20 protein-coding genes are annotated in these 24,885 nt (G+C 50.7%); 13 read left to right on the plus strand and 7 right to left on the minus strand.

Annotated elements, in window-relative coordinates; all coding sequences use genetic code 11:
- Positions 1 to 121: 121 nt before the first annotated feature.
- From C1711_RS00705 to C1711_RS00725, 5 genes are all read left to right on the plus strand, one after another.
- Entirely contained in the window at positions 122 to 1,417 is a 1,296-nt protein-coding gene (locus tag C1711_RS00705) for a SufB/SufD family protein (RefSeq protein WP_102337344.1), read from the plus strand.
- A complete protein-coding gene (locus tag C1711_RS00710) occupies positions 1,414 to 2,754 on the plus strand; it encodes an aminotransferase class V-fold PLP-dependent enzyme (RefSeq protein WP_102337345.1) in 1,341 nt (446 codons plus the stop codon). The genes C1711_RS00705 and C1711_RS00710 overlap by 4 nt, the downstream gene beginning before the upstream one ends.
- A gap of 168 nt (positions 2,755 to 2,922) precedes the next feature.
- Positions 2,923 to 3,342 (plus strand): Fe-S cluster assembly sulfur transfer protein SufU, encoded by a 420-nt coding sequence (sufU, locus tag C1711_RS00715; RefSeq protein WP_102337346.1) that lies wholly within the window; start codon positions 2,923 to 2,925, stop codon positions 3,340 to 3,342.
- 8 nt (positions 3,343 to 3,350) lie between these two features.
- Positions 3,351 to 3,815: an RrF2 family transcriptional regulator gene (locus tag C1711_RS00720; protein WP_102337347.1), complete on the plus strand. Its 465-nt coding sequence runs from the start codon at positions 3,351 to 3,353 to the stop codon at positions 3,813 to 3,815.
- Positions 3,816 to 3,928: 113 nt separating this feature from the next.
- Entirely contained in the window at positions 3,929 to 5,080 is a 1,152-nt protein-coding gene (locus C1711_RS00725; RefSeq protein ID WP_102337348.1) for a HipA domain-containing protein, read from the plus strand.
- A gap of 9 nt (positions 5,081 to 5,089) precedes the next feature.
- Here the strand turns inward: C1711_RS00725 and C1711_RS00730 are convergent, their stop codons facing one another.
- Genes C1711_RS00730 through C1711_RS00745 form a run of 4 tightly spaced genes read right to left on the minus strand, consistent with a single transcriptional unit; the run spans position 5,090 to position 7,445 of the window.
- Positions 5,090 to 5,485: an HI0074 family nucleotidyltransferase substrate-binding subunit gene (locus tag C1711_RS00730; RefSeq protein ID WP_102337349.1), complete on the minus strand. Its 396-nt coding sequence runs from the start codon at positions 5,483 to 5,485 to the stop codon at positions 5,090 to 5,092.
- Entirely contained in the window at positions 5,469 to 5,759 is a 291-nt protein-coding gene (locus C1711_RS00735) for a nucleotidyltransferase family protein (protein WP_102337350.1), read from the minus strand. Before C1711_RS00735 ends, C1711_RS00730 begins: the two co-directional genes overlap by 17 nt.
- A gap of 27 nt (positions 5,760 to 5,786) precedes the next feature.
- On the minus strand, positions 5,787 to 6,554 hold the full coding sequence (locus C1711_RS00740) for an ABC transporter ATP-binding protein (protein ID WP_102338496.1): 768 nt from the start codon (positions 6,552 to 6,554) through the stop codon (positions 5,787 to 5,789).
- Between the two features lie 60 nt (positions 6,555 to 6,614).
- The gene (locus tag C1711_RS00745) at positions 6,615 to 7,445 is read right to left on the minus strand and encodes an ABC transporter permease (RefSeq protein ID WP_102337351.1); all 831 of its coding nucleotides are present in this window, start codon (positions 7,443 to 7,445) and stop codon (positions 6,615 to 6,617) included.
- Between the two features lie 167 nt (positions 7,446 to 7,612).
- On the opposite strand from C1711_RS00745, the gene C1711_RS00750 reads away from it, so the two are divergent.
- A complete protein-coding gene (locus tag C1711_RS00750; protein WP_102337352.1) occupies positions 7,613 to 10,786 on the plus strand; it encodes a GH25 family lysozyme in 3,174 nt (1,057 codons plus the stop codon).
- A 191-nt stretch (positions 10,787 to 10,977) separates the two neighbouring features.
- Here C1711_RS00750 and C1711_RS00755 read toward each other — a convergent pair whose 3' ends face one another.
- The 3 genes from C1711_RS00755 to C1711_RS00765 all read right to left on the minus strand — a co-directional run bounded on the left by C1711_RS00755 (position 10,978) and on the right by C1711_RS00765 (position 15,938).
- The gene (locus tag C1711_RS00755; RefSeq protein ID WP_102337353.1) at positions 10,978 to 13,110 is read right to left on the minus strand and encodes a L,D-transpeptidase family protein; all 2,133 of its coding nucleotides are present in this window, start codon (positions 13,108 to 13,110) and stop codon (positions 10,978 to 10,980) included.
- A gap of 125 nt (positions 13,111 to 13,235) precedes the next feature.
- Positions 13,236 to 14,168, minus strand: coding sequence for a DMT family transporter (locus tag C1711_RS00760; RefSeq protein ID WP_102337354.1), 933 nt, complete (start codon positions 14,166 to 14,168; stop codon positions 13,236 to 13,238).
- A 3-nt stretch (positions 14,169 to 14,171) separates the two neighbouring features.
- Positions 14,172 to 15,938: a phosphotransferase gene (locus C1711_RS00765; RefSeq protein ID WP_102337355.1), complete on the minus strand. Its 1,767-nt coding sequence runs from the start codon at positions 15,936 to 15,938 to the stop codon at positions 14,172 to 14,174.
- Positions 15,939 to 16,181: 243 nt separating this feature from the next.
- Here C1711_RS00765 and C1711_RS07940 point away from each other — a divergent pair, with 243 nt between their 5' ends.
- The 7 genes from C1711_RS07940 (at position 16,182) to C1711_RS00800 (ending at position 24,868) form a co-directional block, all read left to right on the plus strand.
- Complete coding sequence (locus C1711_RS07940; RefSeq protein WP_102337356.1) at positions 16,182 to 17,336, plus strand: hypothetical protein; 1,155 nt, start codon at positions 16,182 to 16,184, stop codon at positions 17,334 to 17,336.
- A 109-nt stretch (positions 17,337 to 17,445) separates the two neighbouring features.
- On the plus strand, positions 17,446 to 18,315 hold the full coding sequence (locus tag C1711_RS00775; RefSeq protein ID WP_102337357.1) for a LicD family protein: 870 nt from the start codon (positions 17,446 to 17,448) through the stop codon (positions 18,313 to 18,315).
- Positions 18,316 to 18,437: 122 nt separating this feature from the next.
- Positions 18,438 to 18,824 carry a glycerol-3-phosphate cytidylyltransferase gene (gene tagD, locus C1711_RS00780; RefSeq protein WP_102337358.1) on the plus strand — a complete coding sequence of 129 codons (387 nt, stop codon included), beginning with the start codon at positions 18,438 to 18,440 and terminating at the stop codon, positions 18,822 to 18,824.
- A gap of 17 nt (positions 18,825 to 18,841) precedes the next feature.
- Positions 18,842 to 19,729, plus strand: coding sequence for a LicD family protein (locus C1711_RS00785; RefSeq protein ID WP_159060014.1), 888 nt, complete (start codon positions 18,842 to 18,844; stop codon positions 19,727 to 19,729).
- Between the two features lie 3 nt (positions 19,730 to 19,732).
- The gene (locus C1711_RS00790; protein ID WP_159060015.1) at positions 19,733 to 20,992 is read left to right on the plus strand and encodes an MATE family efflux transporter; all 1,260 of its coding nucleotides are present in this window, start codon (positions 19,733 to 19,735) and stop codon (positions 20,990 to 20,992) included.
- A gap of 89 nt (positions 20,993 to 21,081) precedes the next feature.
- Positions 21,082 to 23,556, plus strand: coding sequence for a hypothetical protein (locus C1711_RS00795; RefSeq protein ID WP_159060016.1), 2,475 nt, complete (start codon positions 21,082 to 21,084; stop codon positions 23,554 to 23,556).
- A 202-nt stretch (positions 23,557 to 23,758) separates the two neighbouring features.
- Positions 23,759 to 24,868 (plus strand): glycosyltransferase, encoded by a 1,110-nt coding sequence (locus C1711_RS00800; RefSeq protein ID WP_102337362.1) that lies wholly within the window; start codon positions 23,759 to 23,761, stop codon positions 24,866 to 24,868.
- Positions 24,869 to 24,885: the final 17 nt, after the last annotated feature.

Raw genomic sequence — 24,885 nt, forward strand, 5'->3', positions numbered from 1 at the left:
CCACCTTGCCCTTCAATCGTCGGTCATCGCGCATCAGGCGTATTCCCTCCTCTTTCAGGGCAATCTGGGGCACTGCAAACAGCCGTAGAATCTGGTGGTTAGGTATGCGTTGGAGAACAAGATGGACGCATTGAAGATACAACATGTAAATGCCATGCCGGCTCCGACCTGGGGTTGGCTCAAGATGAACGACGTCAGCATCGAGATTCCCGCCGATCTTGAGCGGAAATGTCGCGTTGAGATCGAGGCCGCATCCGAACTGTATGAGCCGAACGTGAGCTTTGAGGGTGCATTGGCCGCGCTTCAGGAGCGTTTGGATGCCGCTCGTGCAGACGCTCCCGTTGACACGCGTGCCATGCTCATCGCCGCTACGGGAGAAGATCACGGTGCAGAGGAGCTCGATGTGCCGGCGCTTTCCACCTATGAGCGTCGCGCGGTGCTCTCCGAGCACGCGGATGATGTTGCCCGCGATTTCGAGACCGGCGTGGGTATCGATATGCGCGCCTACCTTAACTTCCTTGCAGGCGGTACACCCGTGCTTGCCACCGAGGCGGGCGGTGAGGCAGAGGCGACGATTCGCGTTACCGCACAAGCGGGTGAGGCGTCGGGCGCCAGTTTGGACATCGTGGCAGCTCCTGATTCGACCCTCGAGTTGGCCCTTTCGCTCGATTCCGCCGCGGAGGAACCTGCGTTTATAGGCTCTACACTGCGTATCTTTGCCGGCGCACGTTCGCGCGTGAATCTTACGGTGTATCTCACGGCGAGCGATGCCGTTACGGTCGTTGAGGACTCCGGCTTTGTGCTGGACGAGGATGCGCGCGTGACGGTGCGCCATGTGGTGCTCGGCGGTGCGTTTACCGCTACGGGTCTCGCCGCCGACCTGCGCGGAGACCGTTCGCGCATTGACATCGACACGAGCTATCTTGCCTCCGGCACGGAGCAGCGTGACTTCAACTACATCATCCGCCATCGCGGCAAAAGGACGCTGAGCAATATGGATGCCAACGGCGTGCTCACGGGCACGTCGAAGAAGTGCCTGCGCGGCACCATCGATCTCATCCACGGAGCCAAGGGCGCACAGGGCAACGAGCGCGAAACGGTGCTGCTGGCGAGCAAGGGCGTGGATAACAAGACGGTGCCCACGATTTTGTGCGACGAGGACGACGTGGCGGGCAATCACGGCGCCACAATCGGTCACGTGCGTCCCGAGCAGCTGTTTTATGCCGCTTGCCGCGGCCTTTCGCAGGAGGAGACAGAAGCGCTGTTCCTCTCCGCAAAACTTGAGGAAGCTGCTTTGAACGCACCTGACGATGCCATTCGTTCCAACGTGATACGCTTGGGCAACGCGCTGATTCCGCAGTTTGCGGAGGAATTCGACTTCGACGACGAGGGAGACCTCGAGGAGGAGATTGCATGATCGATACTGAGAACGTTACGTGCGATACCTGTACGGCGCCCGCTGGAATGACGGTCGATGCGTCTGACGAGGCGAGCCGCAACTGGCCGCGTGTGGATATCGAGGCCAATTCGTACAAGGCGGACTTTCCGCTGTTTGCGGCTCGTCCCGAAGTTGTGTTTCTCGACAGCGGCGCTACCTCGCAGCGCCCCCAGTGCGTGCTCGATGCGCAGGCGGACTTCTACCGCACGATGAATGCCAACCCGCTGCGCGGTTTGTACTCGCTTTCCGTTGAGGCAACGCAGGCGATTGCCGACGTGCGTGCTCAGATTGCGCGTTTTATCGGCGTGGTTGATGAGCATGGACGCGCCCGTGCGAGCGAGGTCGTGTTCTGCCGTAATACGAGCGAGGCACTGAATATCGTGGCCAAGTGCTTCGCACCCACGGTACTCGAGCCGGGCGACGAGGTTGCCATCACCATCATGGAACATCATTCCAACCTGATTCCTTGGCAGCAAGTTTGCGCTGCTACAGGTGCCAAGCTGGTGTATCTATATCCCACCAAGACGGGCGAGTTTTCCGACGAGGAGATTGCGGCGAAGATCGGTCCGCGTACCAAGATCGTCTCTGCCGCGCACGTGTCCAATGTGCTCGGTGTGGAAAACCCCATCGCCAAGCTTGCCGCTGCAGTGCATGCGCAGGGTGGCCACATGGTGGTCGACGCTGCGCAGTCCATCCCCCACATGCCTGTTGACGTGCAGGAACTCGGTGCGGATTTCCTTGCGTTTTCTGCGCACAAGGTGTTCGGCCCCATGGGTGTGGGCGTGCTGTGGGGTAGGGCTGAGCTGCTCGATGCCGCAGAGCCGCTGCTCACGGGCGGTGAGATGATTGACTCCGTGACCGAGCAGGGTGCTGTTTGGGCACCTGTGCCTGAGAAGTTTGAGGCGGGTACGCAAGACGCGGCAGGCATCTACGCCACGGGCGTCGCACTCGACTATCTGGAGCGCGTGGGGCTGGCCGCGGTTGCGGAGCGCGAAGCGGCGCTCACGCATTATGCCATGAGTCGTATGGTCGAGCTGCCGTTTGTGGACATCATCGGTTCGATTTACTGGGACCGTCACCATGGGCCCATCAGCTTCAATGTGCGCGGCATCCATCCGCACGACGTGGCGAGCATCATGGATATGGATGGCGTGTGCATCCGCGCAGGCCATCATTGCGCGCAGCCGCTGCTCACGTGGCTAGGCGTTGAGAACCTGGCGTGCTGCCGCATGAGCTTGGCGTTCTACAACGACAAGGCGGATATCGACAGGTTTATCGAGTCCCTGCAGCACGTCTGGAACGTCTTTAACGGCTAAGTAGCGTTCAGGCACCCCATCTCGCTGCTCAATCGTAGGGCGCCGCACGTCAGGCGTGCGCCCGCCTCTTTCGGGGCGATTTGAGGCACTTGGGTCATCTAGAGTTTCAGTAAGAGATTGTCGCAGGTATCTGACCGTCGCTAACAGGTTTATCGCAGAGGAGCATTCATGAGTCTTTATTCCTCCACCACCTTTATGGAGCACAATTCGCATCCCGACTACAAGTACGAGATGGATGCGCCCACGCACACACATGACGGTGTGAATCCCAGTTGTGGCGACGAGCTTACGCTGACGTTGCGCGTTGAGGATGGCGTCATCGAGGAGGCGGCGTTCACCGGTCATGGGTGCGCTATCTCCCAGGCGAGCGCCGACATCATGGCCGATCTCATTACGGGCGAGTCGGTTGAGGAGGCCAAGTGTCTTTCTAGGCTGTTTTTGGCCATGATCCGTGGCGAGGAGCTCTCTGAGGATGATTTTGAAGACCTCGATGAGGCCGCCCAGCTGCGTGACATTTCGCACATGCCAGCGCGTGTAAAGTGCGCCGAGCTGGCGTGGCGCACGCTGGACTCGATGCTGGCGGAGTAAAGGCTTGTATGCTCATCACTTCGAAGGGGCGCTATGCCCTGCGACTCATGATTTACATCGCGGCGTTTGGTGGCAACGGGGATATGGAAGCTCCTGTGACGGCGGAGGGTCTGCCCGCTACCAAGGTGTCGCTGCGCGAGGTCGCCGAAGGGGAGAAGATTTCGCTCAAGTATCTTGAGCAGCTGGTTCGTCCGCTTGTGGCAGCGGGACTGCTCAAGAGCGTGCGCGGTAAGGGCGGCGGCTACGTGCTAGCAAAGCCGGCACGTGAGATTCTGGCCGGCGATGTTTTACGCGCTGCGGAAGGGGAGAAGCCCGCGGTTGCCTGCGATGGGCTGGAGGGTACTTGCCTGCGCAGTGACCTGTGCTCCACGGTGAAGTTCTGGACGGGCCTTGAGCGGGTGATTGACGCCTACGTCGACAGTGTCACGCTGGCAGATCTTGCCAAAGTGCCGGAGATCAAACTGGATTTGTAAGGGCTAGGCGCCCGTTTTTAGTGTGCGGAAAATCGCAGGGTTGTTCTAGTCTTTCACTCCGTGCAAGATCACATATTCGTTATGATGTGAGGGTGCGAACAAATGGGGCAGTCATGTATATTTTGAAGCTAAAAGACAATCCGCTGCTTGAATTTGACATGGTAAGCGAGGGGCGCGAGCTCATCGTTGAGGTCTCGTCTACTTGCAGTGACAAACCCGAGCTGCTACCCATCGATTGGGAATGTCGCGATTTTAACGATACCAAAGGCCTCGCGGCCTGTTTGTCTGCATGGTTGAGGCACCGTTCTATTCCTGCCAACCGCGCATATGTCAACAGTTTCCTTTCTAGACTTGGGTTGGCTGAACATGATGTTGTTGGCATCATGAAGCTCTGTCACGGGTTGTCGCTCAACGACTCCTATTGGATTGATGAGGCAGATAACCAGCATTCTTTTACCAATGTCAACCTGTATGACAACCGCTTTAGCAACATCATCGCCCAGATGGCGTTTACGGGAACGGGAAGCAGCGGCATCCCAGGATTGTCCGCGTCCCCTGAGTTCACCACCAACGGCGCTTACGCCAAATGCTGGCGCCGCATCGATGGCACAGTATATCTGTTCAAAGAGGGTTCGGTTGGCGCTGCGAACGCAGGTGGCGAGCCTTATGCGGAGTATTACGCGGCAAACCTCGCATCGTCTATTGGCGTGAACGCGGTCGATTACGTTCCCACCATGTGGAAGGGGCACTTTTGCTCCAAGTGCCCATTGTTTACCAGCAAAGATTTGTCTTTTGTGAGTGCGGCACGTTTGGTAAAACGTGGTGGATTGACCGCAGTAGCAGAAAACTATCAGCAGCTTGGTGTTGAGTTTTCCAATGCACTTGCCGACATGTTGATGTTCGATGCATTGATTCTGAACACCGATCGCCATTTTGGTAATTTTGGCGTGCTAGTTGATAGCGATTCCAATCAGATTGTCGCTCCCGCTCCGTTGTTTGACCATGGTTGCTCGTTGCTCTTTCAGGCAATGGAAGGCGACTTTGACTCCGACAATCTGGATGCGTACGTTGCCACGCAGATACCTAGGGCGTATTCAAGTTTTGTTCAGACGGCGCGCGAGTACCTGGGTGATGATCAGCGGGAAAAGTTGGACGCTGCTTTGGACTTTGTGTTTGACAAACACGTTCGTTATAACTGGCCCGCTTGGCGGCTCAATAAGCTCGAGGGGATCATTCAAAGGCAGGCCGCATCGTTGCTTGCGTAATATGACGCTCTAGAGGATATCCGCGTAACGCCTGCGGACTTCCGTATCGAAGCGCTCAAATTCCGGGATATAGCGGTTGATGATTGAGCTTATCAACTTTTCAACAAGTGCGGCGTCATAGATGTGCGTGGTGTCGTTGCGGTCGCGTAGCATTTCCAGCCAAATCGATTCATCCATCCAGTCGTAGTACTGGTAGGCGGCCTTGATGATCTCTCGAGGCGATCCGGTCGAAGCAGTGCGATCTCCCTCGAATTTGAGCAGTTCTTTCATGAGCTTCCAGCTGAGTTCGAACTGGAGTGAAAACTTAGCGATAATGCCACCTTGCACGAATTCGTTGGAAAGATCTTGTTCGCTCGAGAGACGCAGTGTGGCAAGTGCAGAAGCAAAGTTATCGTACTTTTTCATAAAGCACCTTTCCATCTCGAGCAATTTCTCGGAGCAACTCAGGTGAAGCAGATTCATCTAAGTTAACAACGTCGACATTGAGCAAAGTCCAAAGCTCTGTTTCGATTCGGTCTTTGAACCGATCAAACGAAGGACAGCCTTCAACGGCAAGGTCTATGTCGCTTTTGGGAGAGTTGGTTTTACGAGCGCGCGAGCCGAAGAGGATAACGCGTTCAGCTCCCTCGTCGGAGGCAAGCTGTCGAATCTGCTCGTATGTCTGCTCGATTGCAACCATGTTCCATCCGTATCGCAAAGACTGCCACTACGCAAATTGGGCGCGATAGGCTTCGCAGACTTCCTTGACCGGGCCGTCCATGCGCAGGTCGCCCTTTTCTATCCAGATGGCGCGCTGACAGATGCGCTCGACCTGCTCGATGGAGTGGGACACGAACAGCACCGTGACGTTGCCGCTTTGAATGAAGTGTTGAATGCGCTTCTCACATTTTTCCTGGAAGAACACGTCGCCCACGGAGAGAGTTTCGTCGACGATGAGGATGTCCGGCTCGGTGATGGTGGCGATGGCGAATGCGATACGCGCCACCATGCCGCTCGAGAAGTTCTTCATGGGCATGTCCACGAAGTCAGGAAGCTCGGCAAAGTCGATGATCTCTTGGAAGTGCTCGTCGATGAACGCCTTGGTGTAGCCCAGAAGCGCGCCGTTAAGATAGATGTTTTCGCGTGCGGTGAGCTCGAGGTCAAAGCCGGCGCCGAGTTCGATGAGCGGTGCGATGTTGCCGCGCACGATGCACTCGCCCTCGCTTGCCTCAAGGACTCCGGCGATGATCTTGAGCATGGTCGACTTACCGGAGCCGTTGGTGCCCACCAGGCCCACAACCTCGCCACGGCGCACGTTGAACGAGATGTGCTTGAGTGCACGGAACTCGGTGAAGAACAACTCGTGACGCACGAGCTTGATGAAGTACTCTTTGAGGCTGTTGAGCTGCTCGGAGGCCATGTTGAAGATCATGGTGACGTCTTTGACCTCGATGGCGAGGTCATTCGTGGTGTCCTCGCTCAAGGAATCGGCCATGGTAGAGGCGGCGCTAGTCATATCAGCAGCAGAGGATGCAACGGCAGTCATGCGGGGCTCCTAAATGAAGAGAATGAACTTGTGCTCGTTCTTGTGGAACACGGCATAGCCAAGTGCGAGCGCGATAACTGCCCATACAGCACAAGCAAGTAGGGTTTGCAGGCTGGGGCTGGTCTGATACAGGAAGATGTCACGCATAAAGGCCAGGTAGTTGTACATGGGGTTGGCGCGCATGAGAACCTGGAGCGCCGGGTGCATCTGGTCGATGAAGTTGATGGACCAGAAGATGGGCGTGAAGTAGGTCCACGCGGTGATGACGACGCTCCACAGGTGCATGACATCGCGGAAGAAAACGGAGAGTGCAGAGAGCAGCAGGCCGAGGCCCATGCAGAACATCACGAGAAGCACGAGGCAGACGGGCAGCCAGATGATGTGCCATGTGGGGACGATGCGGAACCACAGCATGACGAGTGCGACTGCAACAAGAGAGAAGGCGAAGTTCACCAGCGCGAAGAGGGCCTTTTGCACGGGGAACACAAAGCGATGCACTTTGACCTTCTTGAGCAGAGGGGCGGCATCGATGATGGAGTGCATGGCAGCCGTGGTGGACTCGGACATGAAGGAGAACGTGATGTTGCCGAGGATGAGGTAGAGGGGATAGTTGGGGATGTCCCCGCCGCGGGCGGCGGCGAACATCGTGGAGAACACGACTGCCATGACGATCATCATGAGCAGGGGGTTGAGCACGCTCCACGCGACGCCGAGCACGCTGCGGCGGTACTTGAGCTTGAAGTCCTTGGTGACGAGCTGATGGAGGATGAACAGGTCCTTTTCAGTCTCGTTTTTCGCGTGCGATTGCACGACGGGGGAGGTTGTAGCGGTATCTGCCACGGGCAATGCTCCTTGGGCAAACGGTTTGAGTGACAAACCATTATTCTACCATGCTCCCTTGAGGGCACGGTTTCTGCATGAGTTAAGGGTAGGAAACAAGTCTTACTGCGTTTTGTTTTACGATATTATTTAGGCATTCGTGAATTCTAGACAAGGGAGGCCCCGGCATGCGCCGCTTCAGCCCTATCATTTCAGTTTTTCTTACCTGCGTGTTGGCATGGTCGTCCGCCATGCAGCCTTTTGCGATTTATGCAGAGACGGTCTATTCCCAAAACTCCGCCACGACGGCTTCTGCTTCTGACGAGGGAGACGGTGAAAAGGGCGTTGAAGGAAATGAGGGCTCTGTCTCCGATGAGGAAACGGGGAATCAGGAAAACACTGGGTCCAACCAAGATGATTCCGCTGTACTACCTGAATCGGGAGAGGATACCGGTCTTCCTTCCCTGGACGACGGCTTATCGGAGCAAGAAGATCAAGATGACGCGGAAGCCGAAATCGACAACACCGCCAATGGCTTCGTCGAGAATTCGTGGCGCTATGAAAATGGTGTTTTGAAGAGCGATCTTGAGCCGAGCGCTAGGGCGCGCCGCTCGAGCGGAAATCTCCCTGCGGGTGTAACCGGCTGGGGTATTGATGTAAGCAGCCATCAAGGTGCTATTGATTGGGCTAAGGTCAAGGCTGCAGGTGTTGATTACGCCATTTTGAGAGTCGGATACGGTATTGGTAATTCCGATGGTCGTTTTATTGAGAACGTAAAAGGATGCAAGGAGAATGGCATCCCGTTTGGCGTGTATCTGTATTCCTATGCCTGGGATGAGCAAAGCGCGAAATCCGAAGCGCAAGGCGTATTGAATCTCCTGTCCAACGCGGGTGTCAAGCCAGGCGACCTTGCTTTTCCCGTGTATTATGACCTGGAGAATACCGTTGGAAAAAAGAATCACCCGGATTACGGTAAGCCTGCCGGCGTTGACTTTAACAACCAGTATCACGTCATTAGGGATAATGCGACGTTTGCAAAAATGGCAACGTCTTTTTGTTCAATCATTTCTGCAAATGGCTTCACACCTGGCGTGTATGCGAATTTGAACTGGTGGAGAAACTATCTGACTGACCCTGTGTTTAACAATTGGGATCGTTGGGTTGCTCAGTACTATACGGAATGCACGTATCAGGGTACTTACTCCATGTGGCAGTACAGCAGTCAGGGTAGCGTGAACGGAATCAGCGGTAACGTCGACATGAACTACTGCTATGCCTCTTTTGATAATCTCGGATGGTACCGTGTCGACGGTACGTGGTATTACGGCCAGTTTGATGGAACGAATAGAACTGGATGGTTTAAAGAGAAAAACTCTTGGTATTGGCTCGATCCAGCTTCGAATGGTGCCATGGCAACGGGAATCGTCTCTATTGACGGAAAAATGTATCTATTTGATCCCGCTGCAGGTGGGGCAATGCGAACCTCCTGGATTAAATACCAGAATAAGTGGTATTACGCTTCAGCTTCTGGCGTATTGTGCGAAGGATGGAAACAAATCGGAGGTAATTGGTACTACTTTGAAGCCTCTAAGTCCTGTGCCATGAAGACGGGTTGGCTCCTTGACGGTACTACGTGGTATTACCTTTCCGGGTCGGGAGCAATGGCAAAAGGCTGGCTCAAACTTGGCGGACTCTGGTATTACCTGCAGTCTTCGGGTGCCATGGCAACTGGATGGCAGAGGGTCGGGGGATATTGGTATTATCTCGATCCGACTTCGGGATCCATGAAAACAGGTACGTTTTTTGATGGTTCAAGATATTCGCGAGCGAATGGATCGGGTCATTGGCTTGGATATTGTACTGGTTGGATAAAAGTAAACTCTGTCTGGTATTACGTAGACAATGGTGTCCTGCGGACTGGTTGGTCTTATATCAATGGCGCCTGGTATTGGTTTAACAACAAAGGTGTCATGCAGACTGGCTGGATCGTAGATTCATCAGGTGGCAATTATTATCTTGAACAATCTGGCGCAATGCATACTGGCTGGCTTCTCTATGATGGTGATTGGTATTACCTGCAGAGCAACGGCTTAATGGTGACCGGTTGGAGAAAGATAGATGGCAAAACCTACTATTTCTACTCGGATGGACGGATGGCAAGTGGGGTATTTGAGGTAGATAGTGTTCCGTACTATGCAAGCTCCAGTGGCGCGCTTAATGGAGACGGTTGGTTTGATATTGGAGATTCGACTCAATGCTATGTTTCTAAAGCTGGCATCTGTTCGCTGTTCTTAAAGAATGGGATTCTGTATCAAGATATTTCTTGCTCTTTTATCGTAAATGGCATGGTAAGGGTGGACGAGTCATTGTTCCACGCCGACGAAATCACAGGGTCGATTTCGTCGGGCTTTTTTAATCTGCCAGATGGTACAACCTATTTCTTCGACACTGAAACGTACAAAGCCCATGCTGGCTGGAAGAAAGTTGATGGCATTTGGTATTACTTTGATTCCTCCACTTGCGCAATGAAAACCGGCTGGCAAAAGATTGGGTCTGCTTGGTATCTCCTTGCTGATTCTGGCGAGATGAAGACAGGTTGGCAGGAAGTTGACGGCGCTCGGTATTACCTTGATCCTTCTTCAGGCGCTATGAAGACTGGATGGCAAAAGGTGGGATCCAGGTGGTATCTGCTCTCTTCTTCTGGAGCGATGCTCACAGGCTGGCAGCGAGTCGGTGGTTCTTACTATTATCTCGATGACAGCAACAATGGCGCGATGCTCACGGGGACGCACGTCATAGATGGGTGTCAGAGGCGTTTCTCGCCGAGTGGCGCCGTTGATAAATATGGATGGCAAAACCCTGCTCAATACTACCAAGTAAGCTGTCAAAATGTTCCCCCCTACAATGCGAACGCTGGAATTTACTCGTATGTGAGCCCTTCGAAGATTTCCGTTGATGCATCGAGGGGACAAGTTGTCGAGGCGTTTATCCAACGTGCATATGATTATCTCGGCACAAAATATGTTTGGGATTATGCTTGTGCGCCAGGTGTGGGTGTCGATTGTTCTGGTTTGGTTAATCAGTGCTTCTATGCGGTTGGAATGGATACGATTTATAATCCATATCTTCACATGTACGATCCCTGGCAGGACCACAATGCTGAAAACATGCGTGTGGACACACGCCTAATGAGTGTACCAATCAAAGACCGCCGGCGGGGTGATTTGATCTTCTACAAAGGGCATGTTGCAATTTATCTTGGGAACGACAAGATTATCCATGCAATACCGCCGCGTGTCTGTATCTCTAATATCAACATTGGGCTAGCTATCACTGGAGTAAAGAGGCCTTTTGTCGAGTAATCCTTTTGTGTTTACGAGCTGGAGGGGGAGTTCAGTTGCATCTGAAATAGTCACGTCGCTTTAGGTTGGTTATTCTCGGTTGAGTATCTGCTATTGCAATTGAATGATTTAGGATGGGGCATCTGCTTGATTTAGATGCCCCGTTTTATTGTGTCGAAAACTCGCCATGTCAGTTATTGCTACATTGCGATCTAGTAGGTTACAACCTTCGTACCATAGGGAATGTAATCGTAGATCCATTTTGCATTTTCAAGAGCTAGGCGGATACAACCATGACTGACTCTAACGCCCATACTACCGTCTTGGACCTTAAACGTTCCCTGATTATACAAAATGGAATGGAAAAGATAATCGCCATAGAATTGCGTGTAGTAATAACAGGTGTAGCCCCGTCCAAACGAGTAACCTTTACCTGTTACCGTGAACTGACCTAGAACAGTTGGAGTTCGAGGTGCTCCAGAGCAGCAGGACCATTCTTTCACGGGTTTCCAAGATCCACTGCGGCCCTTATAAATTCCAATCCGGCAGTTTTTTGTGTCGACCATAATGAGCCAAGACGTTGAGCTGCTATATTGCTGGGCTTTTTCGAACATGGCAACATTGCTAACTTTCAAGTCAACCATTGCTCCGCTGTCGCTGAGAAGATAGTACTTTCCATTCCAGTACAATACTCCCGTGTACATAGCTCCAGTTTCGGGGGTAAAGTAATACCAGTCGCCGGAAATAAACTGCCAATCTGTTAGCATTTTTCCATCAGAATCAAGCCAGTACCAGTTGTTGCCCGTTTTAAGCCAGCCTGTTTGCATGACTCCGGTTGTTTTGTCAAACCAGTACCAATCATTTACATCTTTGAACCAACCATGGTGCATGGTCATGGTTTGAGGATTGAACCAATAGGTTTTTCCTTCGATAGTCTGCCACTCCGTAAGTAACTTTCCTGTAGCGGGATCTGCATAGAACGTGCTGCTTTCTATAGAAACAAATCCGGAGGCAGGTGTTTTTCCATCAAGATAAAGTACGCCGTCTTTTAAGCGTTCACATCCGATTACTCCAGAAGTAGATGCAAATCCAAAATTGCCATCTGCAAGCTCGACCCAGGAAGACATCACCATTTGCGCGCTGTCATTAAAGAAGTACAGCTTATCATCAATTGTTTGGAACCCTGTTAAAGCTGGGTAGTGCTCTTCGGGATTGTTTGAATCAAACACATAAGTTCCGGACGAACATGAGAAACGACCTTTTATCGCGGCACCGTTTGCATCGAGATAATGCAAACCCGCTTTGTCTGTGAACCAGGAATTAGATAGCATTGATCCATTGGCTGCAAAGCGGTAAGAATTGTTATTAACCCGTCTCCATTCGTTCGCGGCCATGGCGTTCGTCTCGGGGTCCAGCCAGTACCAGGAGCCGGAGACCTTCCTCCAGCCCGCGGCGAGGCGCCCGGAGCCCTCGGCGTAGCACCAGGTCCCCGTGGCCCCGTCCCGAGCCCAGCCGGTGGCCATCGCGCCGGAGGGCTTGAGGTAGTAGGCGCCGTCCCGGAAGCGCAGCAGGCCCGTCGCCATGGCGTTCGTCTCGGGGTCCAGCCAGTACCAGGAGCCGGAGACCTTCCTCCAGCCCGCGGCGAGGCGCCCGGAGCCCTCGGCGTAGTACCAGGTCCCCGTGGCCCCGTCCCGAGCCCAGCCGGTGGCCATCGCGCCGGAGGGCTTGAGGTAGTAGGCGCCGTCCCGGAAGCGCAGCAGGCCCGTCGCCATGGCGTTCGTCTCGGGGTCCAGCCAGTACCAGGAGCCGGAGACCTTCCTCCAGCCCGCGGCGAGGCGCCCGGAGCCCTCGGCGTAGTACCAGGTCCCCGTGGCCCCGTCCCGAGCCCAGCCGGTGGCCATCGCGCAGCTCGCGTCGAAGTAGTAGGGGGCCCCTCCGACGAGGACCCTGCCGGTGAGGGCGATGCCGTCCCTGCCGAGGTAGTACCACTTCCCGCCGGTCCTGAGCCAGGAGGAGGCGACCCTCGAGCCGTCGGCGGAGCGGTACTCCCAGCCGGCCTCGGTCAGGTTCCAGCCCGGGCCCGGGGCGGGCTCGGGGGAGGCCGGGGCTTCCGGTTCGCTGTCGCCCGGGGTAGCATCGGCGGGCGTGGATTCATTCATGCATTCGTTCGCGTTCGCAGCTTTATCGTTTTCATTTGATAGGCTACTAGACGTTGTGTTGCTTTTCAGTACTTGCTCTTCTTGCGCGCAAGCGGGAAGAGTGGACTTTTCAGCGAAAGAGGAAAGTGGCGCGCCAAAAGTAAGGGCTGCTCCGATTGCGCATGCGACTATGGTTCTTGCCCTCATGTTGTTCCTTCCATATGAGGCATATGATTTGCGGCGTTTTAATTCTATAGCAAGGACGCCCTGGTATATCAAACAGGGCGTCCTCTAAACGTTTAATTTCGCTATGTGTCTAGATTGGGTGCAGTTTATTTGCTTTGGAACAGTTCGTTCCAATCGCAGGCGGCAAGTATAGTGCCTGCAAGGATAACGATGCAGCATGCTATTGTCGCTATGGTAGGGACAGTCCCTTGCAACAAGAATCCAAACGCAACCGCCCAAGCAGAGTAAGAAATGTTGAGCGCCATTGCCTTAGCGGCACCGATGGTGGAAATTCCCTTGTAATAGGCGAGGTAGGAAGATGTTCCAGCGAGTGCGGAGAGCGCTATCACGCTAGTTGCAAATGAGGGGACAGCGCTAGCGGTAAAGGTCCATGCGCCGAACAGGGGCAACACGACTATACCGTAGACAAGCGCGGATGTGGTTTCGCGAATTTGGAGCGCCGTTTCGTTGTCGACGGCGTCATCACGCATTCCCCAGGCACAAAGCACCGCCTCGGAACCCCAACCAACAACAGATAGAGCAGCTCCGCCAAGACCAAGTGCAGCGTTTCCCATTTCTGAGGATCCAGCAGAAATATAACCCATGGCCATAACGCCACCCAGCGCGACAAACAGGGCAATAAGCTGCTTTGCATCCATCCGTTCTTTTAGGAGCACAAAGGAAAGGAAGGCTCCAAGCGCAGGGTAGAAAGCGGAGATAATCGCAGTGTATGCGGGTCCGATGTTGTTGATTGCAACGAGATATCCGGTCATGCCGATTGGGCCACCCAGCAGTGCGCCAGCAATTACGACCAGCCCACTACGCGTTTTAAGCGCGCGAAGTGTGTCTCCCAAACGCCGCTTTGCTCCCATATAAATGAATAGCCATAGAGCGCAGAAGGTGTCATGTAAGAAAGAGCTTGCTACTGCTGCAAAAGCGAGCGCTTCGACAGTGCCAAAGAAAGGGGTCATTGAAAGGGCGATTCCCAGAACAACTGTGTCAAGGCCCCATAAGATACCGCTTGTGATTCCGTATTTCATGATTTATTCCTGTTCGTAGAGTGCGATAGTGCTGTCGAGGTAACGTGCGGCGTAGCGATAATAGATGTAGAGCCATTCGCCCACGGCGTCACCCTCCGCCTCTTTGAATAGTGACCAAAGGTACCAGCACCAGCCGGCAAACTGAACATGTGCAAGGTTATGCCGCGTCTCTTCAAGCGTAGGAGTGCGTCCAAAATAGGCTTCGAGCGCATTATGAATCTCTTCTTCAGACAGCTCGCAGCACACGCAGAAGGTACCAAAATCGTTGGCGTAATCGCTCATTCCTGCGTATTCCCAGTCGATGAGGTAATACGAGCCTTGTTGATCAATGAGGAAGTTGAGGGCGAAGAAGTCGTTATGGCACAAACAAGTCGGAGCGTTATCGGCTTTAACGTATTGTTCAAGTTTGTCGACTTTCTCTGCCATCTCCCAATATCCGGGAATCTCGATGGGTCCCTTTTCCAACAGGAGTGACTCATAGCGCTTTGCTTCCTCGTAGAAATCAAAGCTACGTTCGACTTTGACAGTTGTTTCATGGAGATTACGAGCCATATGCATTGCCGTGGCAACCTGCTCGGGATCGTGTGGATCGAGTTGCTTGCTATTGGGAATGAAGTGGCTGATTTTCCAACCCTTTTCAGGGTCTTGTGCGATAAACGTGTTGTCGAGGCCAAGTTCTTTTGCGACGAGAAGTGCGGCACGCTCTCCCTGACGATCGATAAGAAGCTCGGTGCCCACGCCAGGATGGCGATAGACGTATTCCCCCGAATCAATGCGGAAGTGGCATGACAGGTTGGTAAGGCCCTGCTTAAGGGGGTACACGTCACGAATTTCGGTTTTCTCACACCCCAAAGTATTAACGATATTGTCGAAAATATCGGTGTCTACGTTCTCGATGAAGTGTGGGTCGAATCCGCGCAACTCGTCAAGAGAGTCGAATTCGTTGATGATTCCTGCGTCATATTTGCGTACCACCATGCTGAGCTCGTCAACATGTTCGAGGAAGAGATCCTCCCAAAGCTTGTCGGTAGTTTCTGGACGCGGATATTCATCTTCCAGAATCCGGACAAAACGCTCGGAAAAGGCATGATCAAAATAGACATGACCAAGCATGTACCAGGAGTTCTCTCCGCCGATGTGAACGCCCTTGATCCGATTGCGCGCGCTGGTTTCCAAACACCACTCGTCGGTATGGCCTTCGGCAAATTGAGCGGCATAATACGCCTCATAGACATACGGTTCAAAGGGGTTGACAGAGAAGTAGTCGTCGCTCGAGCAAATATACGTGTTGCCCAAATGCTCGCGTACGACCATGAGGGAAGCGTGGTTGTTGCGTGTGGCGTATTCAGGATTGATGACGATTGAAACGCCGTATTTGCTTTCGAGGTAGAAGAAGTACTCTTTTTTATATCCAACAACAACCGTGATATTGTGGATGCCTGCCTCGCGTAGCTGTTCAATTTGGCGTTCGATGAGCACTTCGCCTCTGACACGGAGGAGGCCTTTAGGTTTTTCGTATGAGATTGGGGCGAATCGGCTAGAAAGGCCGGCAGCCATGATAATGGCATTTTCTACCTTATAGGGATGAAGTGCCTCGAAGCCCTCAGGAGTAATACCGCTGTTTTCGACATATTTTAGAGTTTCAAGTTCCTTAAGCGCAGAGTTAACTGTACCTAGGGATAGCTTTGTGTGGTGAGCAATTGTACGTTGGCTCTTGTTAGGATTTGCCTGTAAATAGGCAAGAACGGTAAATTGCTTTTGAGTAAGCATCGGAATCCTTTCTAAATGTTCAACTAAACGCATAGTAGCACATATATTGAACATACTTTATAAACGTTGTGCCTTACATACAATTCATATTTCGTTTGACTGGTTGGACGCTGAAATAAGCTCAGGCCTAAATATTTAATAAGTTAGTCGGAGGATATAATTTAATTAGATGCAGGTTAGTTTCTGCACGTACCGATAGTGAATTGTCGGCTTGCTGGTGGGTTTCGAGACGAAAGGAAAGCGATGGGCATCTCGATAAAAAGAGACGATTACCTAAAGGTCATTCTCACGATGATGATTGCACTCGGCATTTCAGTGGGGATGGTGCTTCCTGCCGATCAGGCATATGCAGACAGTGAGGTGTGTTGGACGACTTCTGGTGGCAAGTACCACTATTCGTGGTGTCCGACTTTGAATCGCTCGCATTATCTTCGTTATGGTTCTATATCGGATGCGCGCTCGCGTGGCTTAACTCCATGCAAGGTTTGTAGACCCATTTCCTCTGGTTGGCAGCAGGATGGTAACGGTTGGTGGTATCGTTATCCCGATGGCACCTATGCGTCTGGTGGGTGGGTTGCTATCGGTGGCAAATGGTATTACTTCAATAACGCAGGTTATATGCGTACTGGTTGGCTGAATGTTGACGACAACTGGTACTATCTCAGTTCCTCTGGTGCCATGGTGACTGGTTGGAACAAAATCGGTTCATCTTGGTATTACATGGATGCTTCTGGTGTAATGCAGACGGGGTGGACGAAGGTTGGCTCCTCTTGGTATTACCTGCAGGAGAACGGCACCATGGCTACTGGTTGGCTTCAGCTCGATGATAGCTGGTATTATCTGGGTTCCTCTGGAGCTATGGCGACCGGTTGGGTTCAGGTTAGTAACCGTTGGTACTACATGAACGGCTCGGGAGAAATGCAAACCGGCTGGCTCGTTTTGGGTGGAAAGTGCTATTACCTGAACGAGAAGGGCGCCATGGCGGCTGGCTGGGCACAAATTGATGGTGAGTGGTACCACTTTACTTCGTCGGGAGTCATGCAGACCGGTTGGCAAAAGATAGGAAAACCTTGGTATTATCTCAACTCCTCGGGAGTAATGGCGACCGGCTGGATGAAGGTTGGCGAATCCACGTATCTGCTGAGCGAAACGGGCGCGATGCTTACGGGATGGCAGAAAGTCGATGGTGTCTGGTACTTCCTTGAAGTGTCAGGTGCCAGAAAATCCAACTGCTGGGTTGGTAATTATTGGCTTAATGATTCAGGTGAGATGGTTATTAATTCTTGGGTTGATGGCGGCCGTTATTATGTGGGCGAGGACGGCAAGTGGATTCCAGATTACACCGACCCAAAAGAATCTGTTGAAGGCGTCGAGTGTAATTCAGTAACGGTTGCTTGATGGGTGAATTGCAAGTTACTACACTTGCAATATACGCAACACGGACTAATTAGGGAGGCTTTAGTGGCCTTCCTCTTTCGGAATCGGTTTGATGTGAAGTGAGCTTGTAATGAAGGGAAACGCATTGGATAGAGAAACGCCATTACGAAAACTTCAGCTTACAGAGTTTGACATTTTGAAAACAGTTTTGGCATTTTGTAATAAGAACAACATCTCGTGGTTCTTAGATTCAGGCACCGTTCTTGGCGCTGCTCGCCATGGCGGTTTTATTCCATGGGATGATGATATCGATATCGGCATGCTCCGACCAGATTACGATCGGTTTGTAGAGCTTGCAGAGTATGGATTGCCGGAAGGCTACTCCGTGCATACATATTCAAACACTCATGGTTTTGCTGGCATGTTTGCAAAGGTTTACCGTGATGGAACGCGTTTTGAGACGCAAGAGACGCGAGAAGCAGGGTGTCCCCAGGGTATTTTTATCGATGTATTTCCATATGACGCTCTATCGGATAATTCGATTGAAGAGCGCAAGCAGCGTCGCTCTGCGAAGTTTTGGCAGTCAATTTCATATCTGTGGCATTCTTCTACAATCGTAGTCCCTCATCGTGGACTACTCGGCATAATCGAACGTTATGGCTGTAGAATAGCGCACTTTGTTGTGCGATGCGCTTTTTCTCGTGAAAGAATAGAGGAAAGATTCAATTGTTCCTTTTTGAAAGATAGCAGATACCTGCCCTCTACAAGGGTCTTGCCTTTTGTTTGGCCAAACATTGACGGATATCGTATAGATGAGTTAATGCCTACTGCCACTCTTGTTTTTGAGGGTACTTCCTTTCCGGTTCCTGCAAAGTGGGAGCTTTACCTTGAACGGATGTATGGCGATTGGCGAGCTCTACCAAAGCCTGAAGATAGGCGAACGCATCTGCCTTTGAGACTTGTATTTGAGGATGGCGAGGTATGGACTGCTGAGAAATAAGATTCAGACAATTCTAGCGTGCATTATTGTTTAGCTTTTCGCATATGAATGTCACGTTGGCGTGTCGACATGACGCGTATCAATTATACTAAAGCGCGTTTTTAATTTAGGAGTGTTTGTTTATGCAACGTGTGATTACCTATGGAACATTTGACTTACTTCACTACGGTCACATCAATCTTCTGAAACGCGCAAAAGAGTTTGGCGATTACCTCATCGTTGCGCTATCTACCGATGAGTTCAATGCGGGTAAAGGCAAAAAATCATATTTCCCGTATGAAAAACGTAAACAGTTGCTTGAGGCGCTACGCTATGTTGACTTAGTAATTCCTGAGGAAACATGGGAGCAAAAGCGATCAGATGTTGAGCTCTATCACATCGATCATTTTGTCATGGGGTCCGATTGGAAGGGCAAGTTTGACGATTTGTCGGATCTCTGTGAGGTTCATTATTTACCTCGCACACCTGAAATCAGCACAACGAAGATAAAACGCGATTTAAAGATTTAGGGATAATGGGGATGGAAATGAGCAAGAAAGATAGGGATTCTCTTAATGATGCTCGCTTAGGAGAAAAGATTCCGGACGATCAAATTCAAGAAATACTCCTCTCCATTCTTAAGGAATTCGACGCATACTGCAATCGACACGGATTGACTTATTATGTTTCTGCTGGAACTTTGTTAGGTGCGGTTCGTCATCACGGTTTTATCCCTTGGGATGATGACGTTGATGTCATCATGCCCAAACCCAGCTATTATCGACTGGAAGAGATTGCCAGAAAAGACCCTTATCTTGACGACGGACACCGATACAGGGTGCTTCTTCATTCTGATGAAACCAACGTCCTTCCTTTTATCAAAATCGAAGATACGCACACGATTGCTTATGAATATATATTCCATGATTATCAGAAGATAGCAAAAGGCCTTTGGCTTGATGTCTTTTGTTTGAGCTATGTAGAAGATGATCCAAGTCTGGCACTTAAGAATTACAAAAAGAATCTCTTATATTCACGTTTTACGCAGCTCTTGAGTTGGGGCTCAAAGATCAGAAAACCCTATCGCTATTTTTATCCGTTAATGGTGGTTGGTCGCATTATCGCCAATGCGATTGGTCTTGGCAATGAATACTGGATTGAAAAACAACTAGATATTCAGCGCAATTCTCCTGACACTGGAAAGCTGCGTGCAAACCTGGTATATGCGCTTGGATTTAGCGAGCGATATCCTGACGAGGATTTTAGTCAAGCGTTGCGAGTTCCTTTTGAGGATGGAGAAGTCTCGATACCCGTTGGGTACGAAGATATTCTCGAACGAAAATATGGACAGTGGAAAAAGTTACCACCCGAGGATCAGCGGATGGGCCATCATGGTTATGATGCGTTTTGGCGTGTGAGACCGGGGGAGAACTAAGGCATGATCGACAAGAGCGATCCGCGAAGGGCTCCGATTTCGTTAAAAAAGAATATGCTTTGGAATAGTGCTGGCTCGTTTGCCAACATGGTTTGCGCTTGGCTTATTACGGTTTTGGTCCTACGTCTTTCTACGGGATATGACGCGGCAGGGGTATACTCCTACATCATGTCGGTATATGCGATTTTCTCATCCGTAGTTGATTATCGTATTTATGTGTATCAAATCAGTGACCTGCATGGTGAAAATACTTTGGGCGAGTATTTCACTCTTCGCTGCATTACTGGCACGTTGGGACTTGCTTTAGTAATGGTCTACAGTGTTTTGACCGGTCCATTTGAATTGTTACCCACCATTTTTTTCTATTCACTTTATAAGATTGCAAGTGTTCTTCTTGATGCCTTTCATGCGTCTGAGCAGATATATAGGCGAATGGATTACATTGGTATGTCCTATGCACTCCAAGGTGTTGTTTCGTTTGCAGTGTTTGGTGTAGTTTTTGGTGTTACGCAAGACCTCACCCTTACTATGGCGGTTCTTTTTTTGGCAACTGTCGCTATCGGATTCTTCTACGATTTTCCACGCATTCATTTTTTTTCTGAGTTTCACTTTGGGATTTCGCGGCAAAAGACTTGGAGATTGCTAAAAACCTGCGCGCCTGCGGTCATCGCGTTTGTTGCCATTTCTGGTTCAACTTCTGTACCACGCCAGTATCTCATGAAAGTTATGGGCGAATCTGCATTAGGGGCCTATGGCACAATGGCCGCTCCTATCGCCATCGTGCAGACTGGTGCTTCCTATATTTACAATCCGTTATTGACGTACTTTAACGAGGCCTATGACCAGAGAAACGGTGCCAGGTTTCTTAAAATGATGATGATGACTGCGTTTGCTATTGCAACTTTAGGTATTGTCTGCATCATTGGAGTGAAGCTTCTCGGCGGTCCCGTGTACAGCCTGATTTATGGCCAGCGCGTTCTGGAGTACCTCTACCTTCTGCCTCCGTTGGTCGTAAGTGCACTCTGCATCGCCTTCATGGGGTTTGTAAACAATCTTGTTACAGTTTTGCATAACTTTAAGGCAACTTTTACTGGTGGCTTAACTGCACTTTCCATTTCACTTATCATCATGATTCCTATGATCAACCATTTTGAACTCAATGGCGTGACTTATACCACGCTTATCTCTGCCTTGGGAGCATCGCTCGTGATGTTCTTACTTGTGAAGAAGCAGCTTGATTCACAATTCGCTGCAAGCGAATAGCTTTATCAAAATTTGAGGCAGGGCGGGGCGGAAAAATAAACGGTATAATATATTCATGAAACAATCTATAAGGAAGGATGATTGTTGACATGAAGTTGCAGTTGGGAAAAAGCTTTGCAGTATTTTGCGCTATATCGTTCATATCTGCTCTCTTGATGTCTTCTTTTGCTTGGGCTGAACCGAATGCAAAAGAGAAAGAGCAGGTTCAAGAAGGCGCGGATGTTGTTTCTGAAGTGGATTGCGAGCCTCAAACAGAGGTCGATTCTGCGATGCCTATCTCTTCGATTGAGATGAATGTTACAACGGAACCAGTGGTTAATACTACAACGGTTAAGCTTTGGGTTGAGAACGCCAATGATCTTCTGACGGCTGGAATGGCTGATAGTCTTGAGGTTTCTTTTGTTCTTCCCTTTAAGGGGAAACCCGCTCGTAAGGGGAGTGCTAGTTACGCACTGTCTGAACTGGCCGAAGGTGTAGCGGTTGATTTCGGTAATTACGGTCGTTTTGACGTGACCTTTAGTTGGCTCAGGGGGGATGTAGTCGTTAACACGTCAAAGACGGTCGTTGATGTCGTGGCGGAGAATTACAACATTGCAGCCCTTATGGGCACGCTCCCTACCACCTATGTCACTGCGAATTATTGGAATATCAATCACACAGATGATGGTACGCACGTCCCCACCATCATTGCTCTGACTCGCCCCCAATCTCTTAATTGGGATGCACTTCCTGAGGGCATGTATCTCCTTCCTTATGTTTCCAAGCCTGAAGATACCCGTAAGCTAAGCAACTTTTTTGCCATGGGCGACTATGTGAAGATGCTCTATGAAATCACCCCTGAGGCCAATTTCAATTTTTTTGTCAATGACTATCACCTTCGCGTCCTGGGTAACTTGGTGTATGCGAACAATCTTCCAATGGAGAATGTGAAAGTAACCTTTATCTCTGATGGTTCCGCAACTGCCAGTACGATGAATCGCGCCTATGGTGGCTCTAACCCCAATGCTTCACATGAGTCGTATGTCAAGCAATGGGGGAGTTACGTCGACACGTGGTACAAGGCGGGCAAGGTTGACGAATCATCGCCGGAGCCTCCGAGTGAGCTTCTTTACGCAGCAGTTTGCAGTATGCCTAACTCTGAGTGGTGGGTTACACGTAAATCGTTGTTTACCAGTGGTGATGATAATGCATTTGCCGCTACGATGACTGCTGACAGCCGCATGATTCAAAAGAATATTTCCAATGACCTTACCGCCCTCAAAGACTCTGGTCACGATCAGGAATTCAGGAATCTTTACAATTTTAAGGGTGATTTCTTTAGTAAGGCGGATTCCGAGGGAAAAAAAGTAATGCTTCTCATGGGTACCCATACCTACAATGAGAAGAATTTTGACGACTACGTCAATCTTGTCGAAAGCTTCTATGGCACCGATTATATCTATTACTACAAAGGTCATCCTGCTTATCCCACACAACTCGATGCGGCAAAGCAAAAGCGTCTTGAGAGCCTCGGTCTCATTGATATCGATTCGACGATTCCCGCCGAGTTAATTCTGTTTTACTATCCAGATATTTATATGACTGGTTATAACACGAGTACGTTCAATTCTGCCCTCCCGGAAAGCAAAGGTGGTGTGTGGGGCTATACAAAAGAAGAGTCGTTGACATCTGGAACTGATATTTCCGAAAACGATTGGTATGCGTCTCCGCGTTCGGGTGCTCCAGATGAGATAAAAGCTTGGATGCCGAAGGGACGCCGTTGTTACTCCATTGAATTCTCCGATGTATATATCGCCGCCCATGACTATTCTTATGATTTTGCGATATACGACGCCACGATTAATCTCGTTACGTTTTATAAAGGCACTGGCGAGGATGCCAAGGTAGTCAAAACGATGAACGGCGGTAAGATTCTTCGGAGCGACAACAGTGCCGGGTCGTGGAAAAAGGACAATCGCGGTTGGTGGTATCGTAAATCTAACGGTTCGTACACCACTAACGGATGGCAGCTTATTGGTGGAAAATGGTATCTATTCGACTCAAGCGGGTATATGCGTTCTGGCTGGGTTCAGTTTGGCGGCAGTCGATACTATCTCGGCGGGTCCAACGATGGTGCCATGAAGACAAGCTGGTATTCGATTGATGGTCGTTGGTATCTCTTTGATGAAAATGGCAGCATGCTTACTGGATGGCAGAAGGATCGCAATGCTTGGTATTATCTCGGTAATCGCAACAACGCTTCGATGAGGACTGGCTGGAATCACATCGGTGGATACTGGTATCTCATGAGCAAAGACGGAGTCATGCTTAGTGGTTGGCAGTTCTTCGGTGGTTCTTGGTACTATCTGGGGGCCGGTAAAGACGATGGTGCTATGAAAACCGGTTGGGTCAAAGATGGTGATACTTGGTATCTTTTGGGTTCCAATGGCGCTATGAAGACGGGCTGGCAAAAGGTCGGCAAATCTTGGTACTGGATGGATAAAAGCGGTGCCATGGCCTCCAATCGGTGGGTTGGGCCCTACTGGGTAGATGAGTCCGGAGCATGGGATCCGAGTGTCAAATAGTCGGTATCGAAAGGATCGGTTGATACCAAAGTGCTCCGGTGCATTCGCTTCGGAGCACTTTTTAAAGGTTTTGTCCACTTTTCGTTTCCTCGATTTGCTTTTATTTCAGTTTTTTCATCTAAAATCGTTCGTCTCATGGTATTAAGCAAAGGTGCAAAAGCTCGCATGGCATTCTAAGACGATTGTATAGAAGGGTTGATTTGTGAGGGTTGCTGAGGTAATAGGGCAGATGAATCGAGCTGGGGCAGAAACCGCACTCATGAATTGGTTTCGTGCCTTCGATCGCAACGATATACAGATGGATTTTCTGGTTCACCGCCTTGAGCCCGGTGATTACGATGATGAGATACGCGATCTCGGAGGCCGCATTTTTCATTTGCCTGTTTATACTGGTCTGAACGGTCTTTCATATCGAAAAGCTGTGCGGTTTCTTTTGGATGAGCATCCTGAGTGGAAAGTGGTTCACGGACACATTGGAAGCTGTGCGTCGTTGTATCTTAAAGAAGCTCGAAAGTTGGGACGGATCACCATTGCGCACAGCCACAATACACGTGGGCCGCTCACTCCTTCTCAATTGGTGTTTGAATGCCTTTCCGTCCCCACGAGAATGATTGCAGATGAGTTTATTGGCTGCTCACTTCAAGCAGGACGGGATCGTTTTGGAAGCAGGATTGTTAACAGCCCTCATTATCACACCCTGCCTAATGGCATTTTCGTAAGAGACTATGTGAATAGCGTTGAACTGCATGAAGCGGCGAAAAAACAACAGGGGTGGCAAGGAAGGACTGTGTTGGGCAATGTGAGTCGTCTGACACAGCAGAAAAATCACATGTTCCTGCTAGAAGTATTCGCTGAATACCTTAGACGGGACCCTACCGCACTCTTAGTGCTTGTGGGGGAGGGTGACCTTCGTAAACAAATTGAGGACAAGGCACAATTGCTTGAAATTAGTAATTCCGTTGTTTTCTACGGGCTAACGGACGATGTGGCTTCGGTACTTAGAGCCTTTGATGTCTTTGTGATGCCTTCCCTTTATGAGGGACTTCCGGTTGCGACAGTCGAATGCCAGGCTGCAGGTATTCCAATGATTATCTCTGATGGAGTTCCAAGTGAGGCGATGCTCACAACTGCAGCCGTACAAGTGCCTCTGAGCGCTTCGTGCGAAGTGTGGTGTGGAGCCATCTCGTCTTCACTGGAAAGAGGCAATAATTATTCTCATGGTCCCCAACAAGTCGTGGATGCCGGATTTGATGTAGAGAGTTCCTCAGCGTGGCTTTCAACCTATTATCACAGACTAGCTGAACTGGTCTAATTCAGAGTGCATCTTAA

The organism is Collinsella provencensis, assembly GCF_900199705.1.
Lineage (GTDB): Bacteria > Actinomycetota > Coriobacteriia > Coriobacteriales > Coriobacteriaceae > Collinsella > Collinsella provencensis.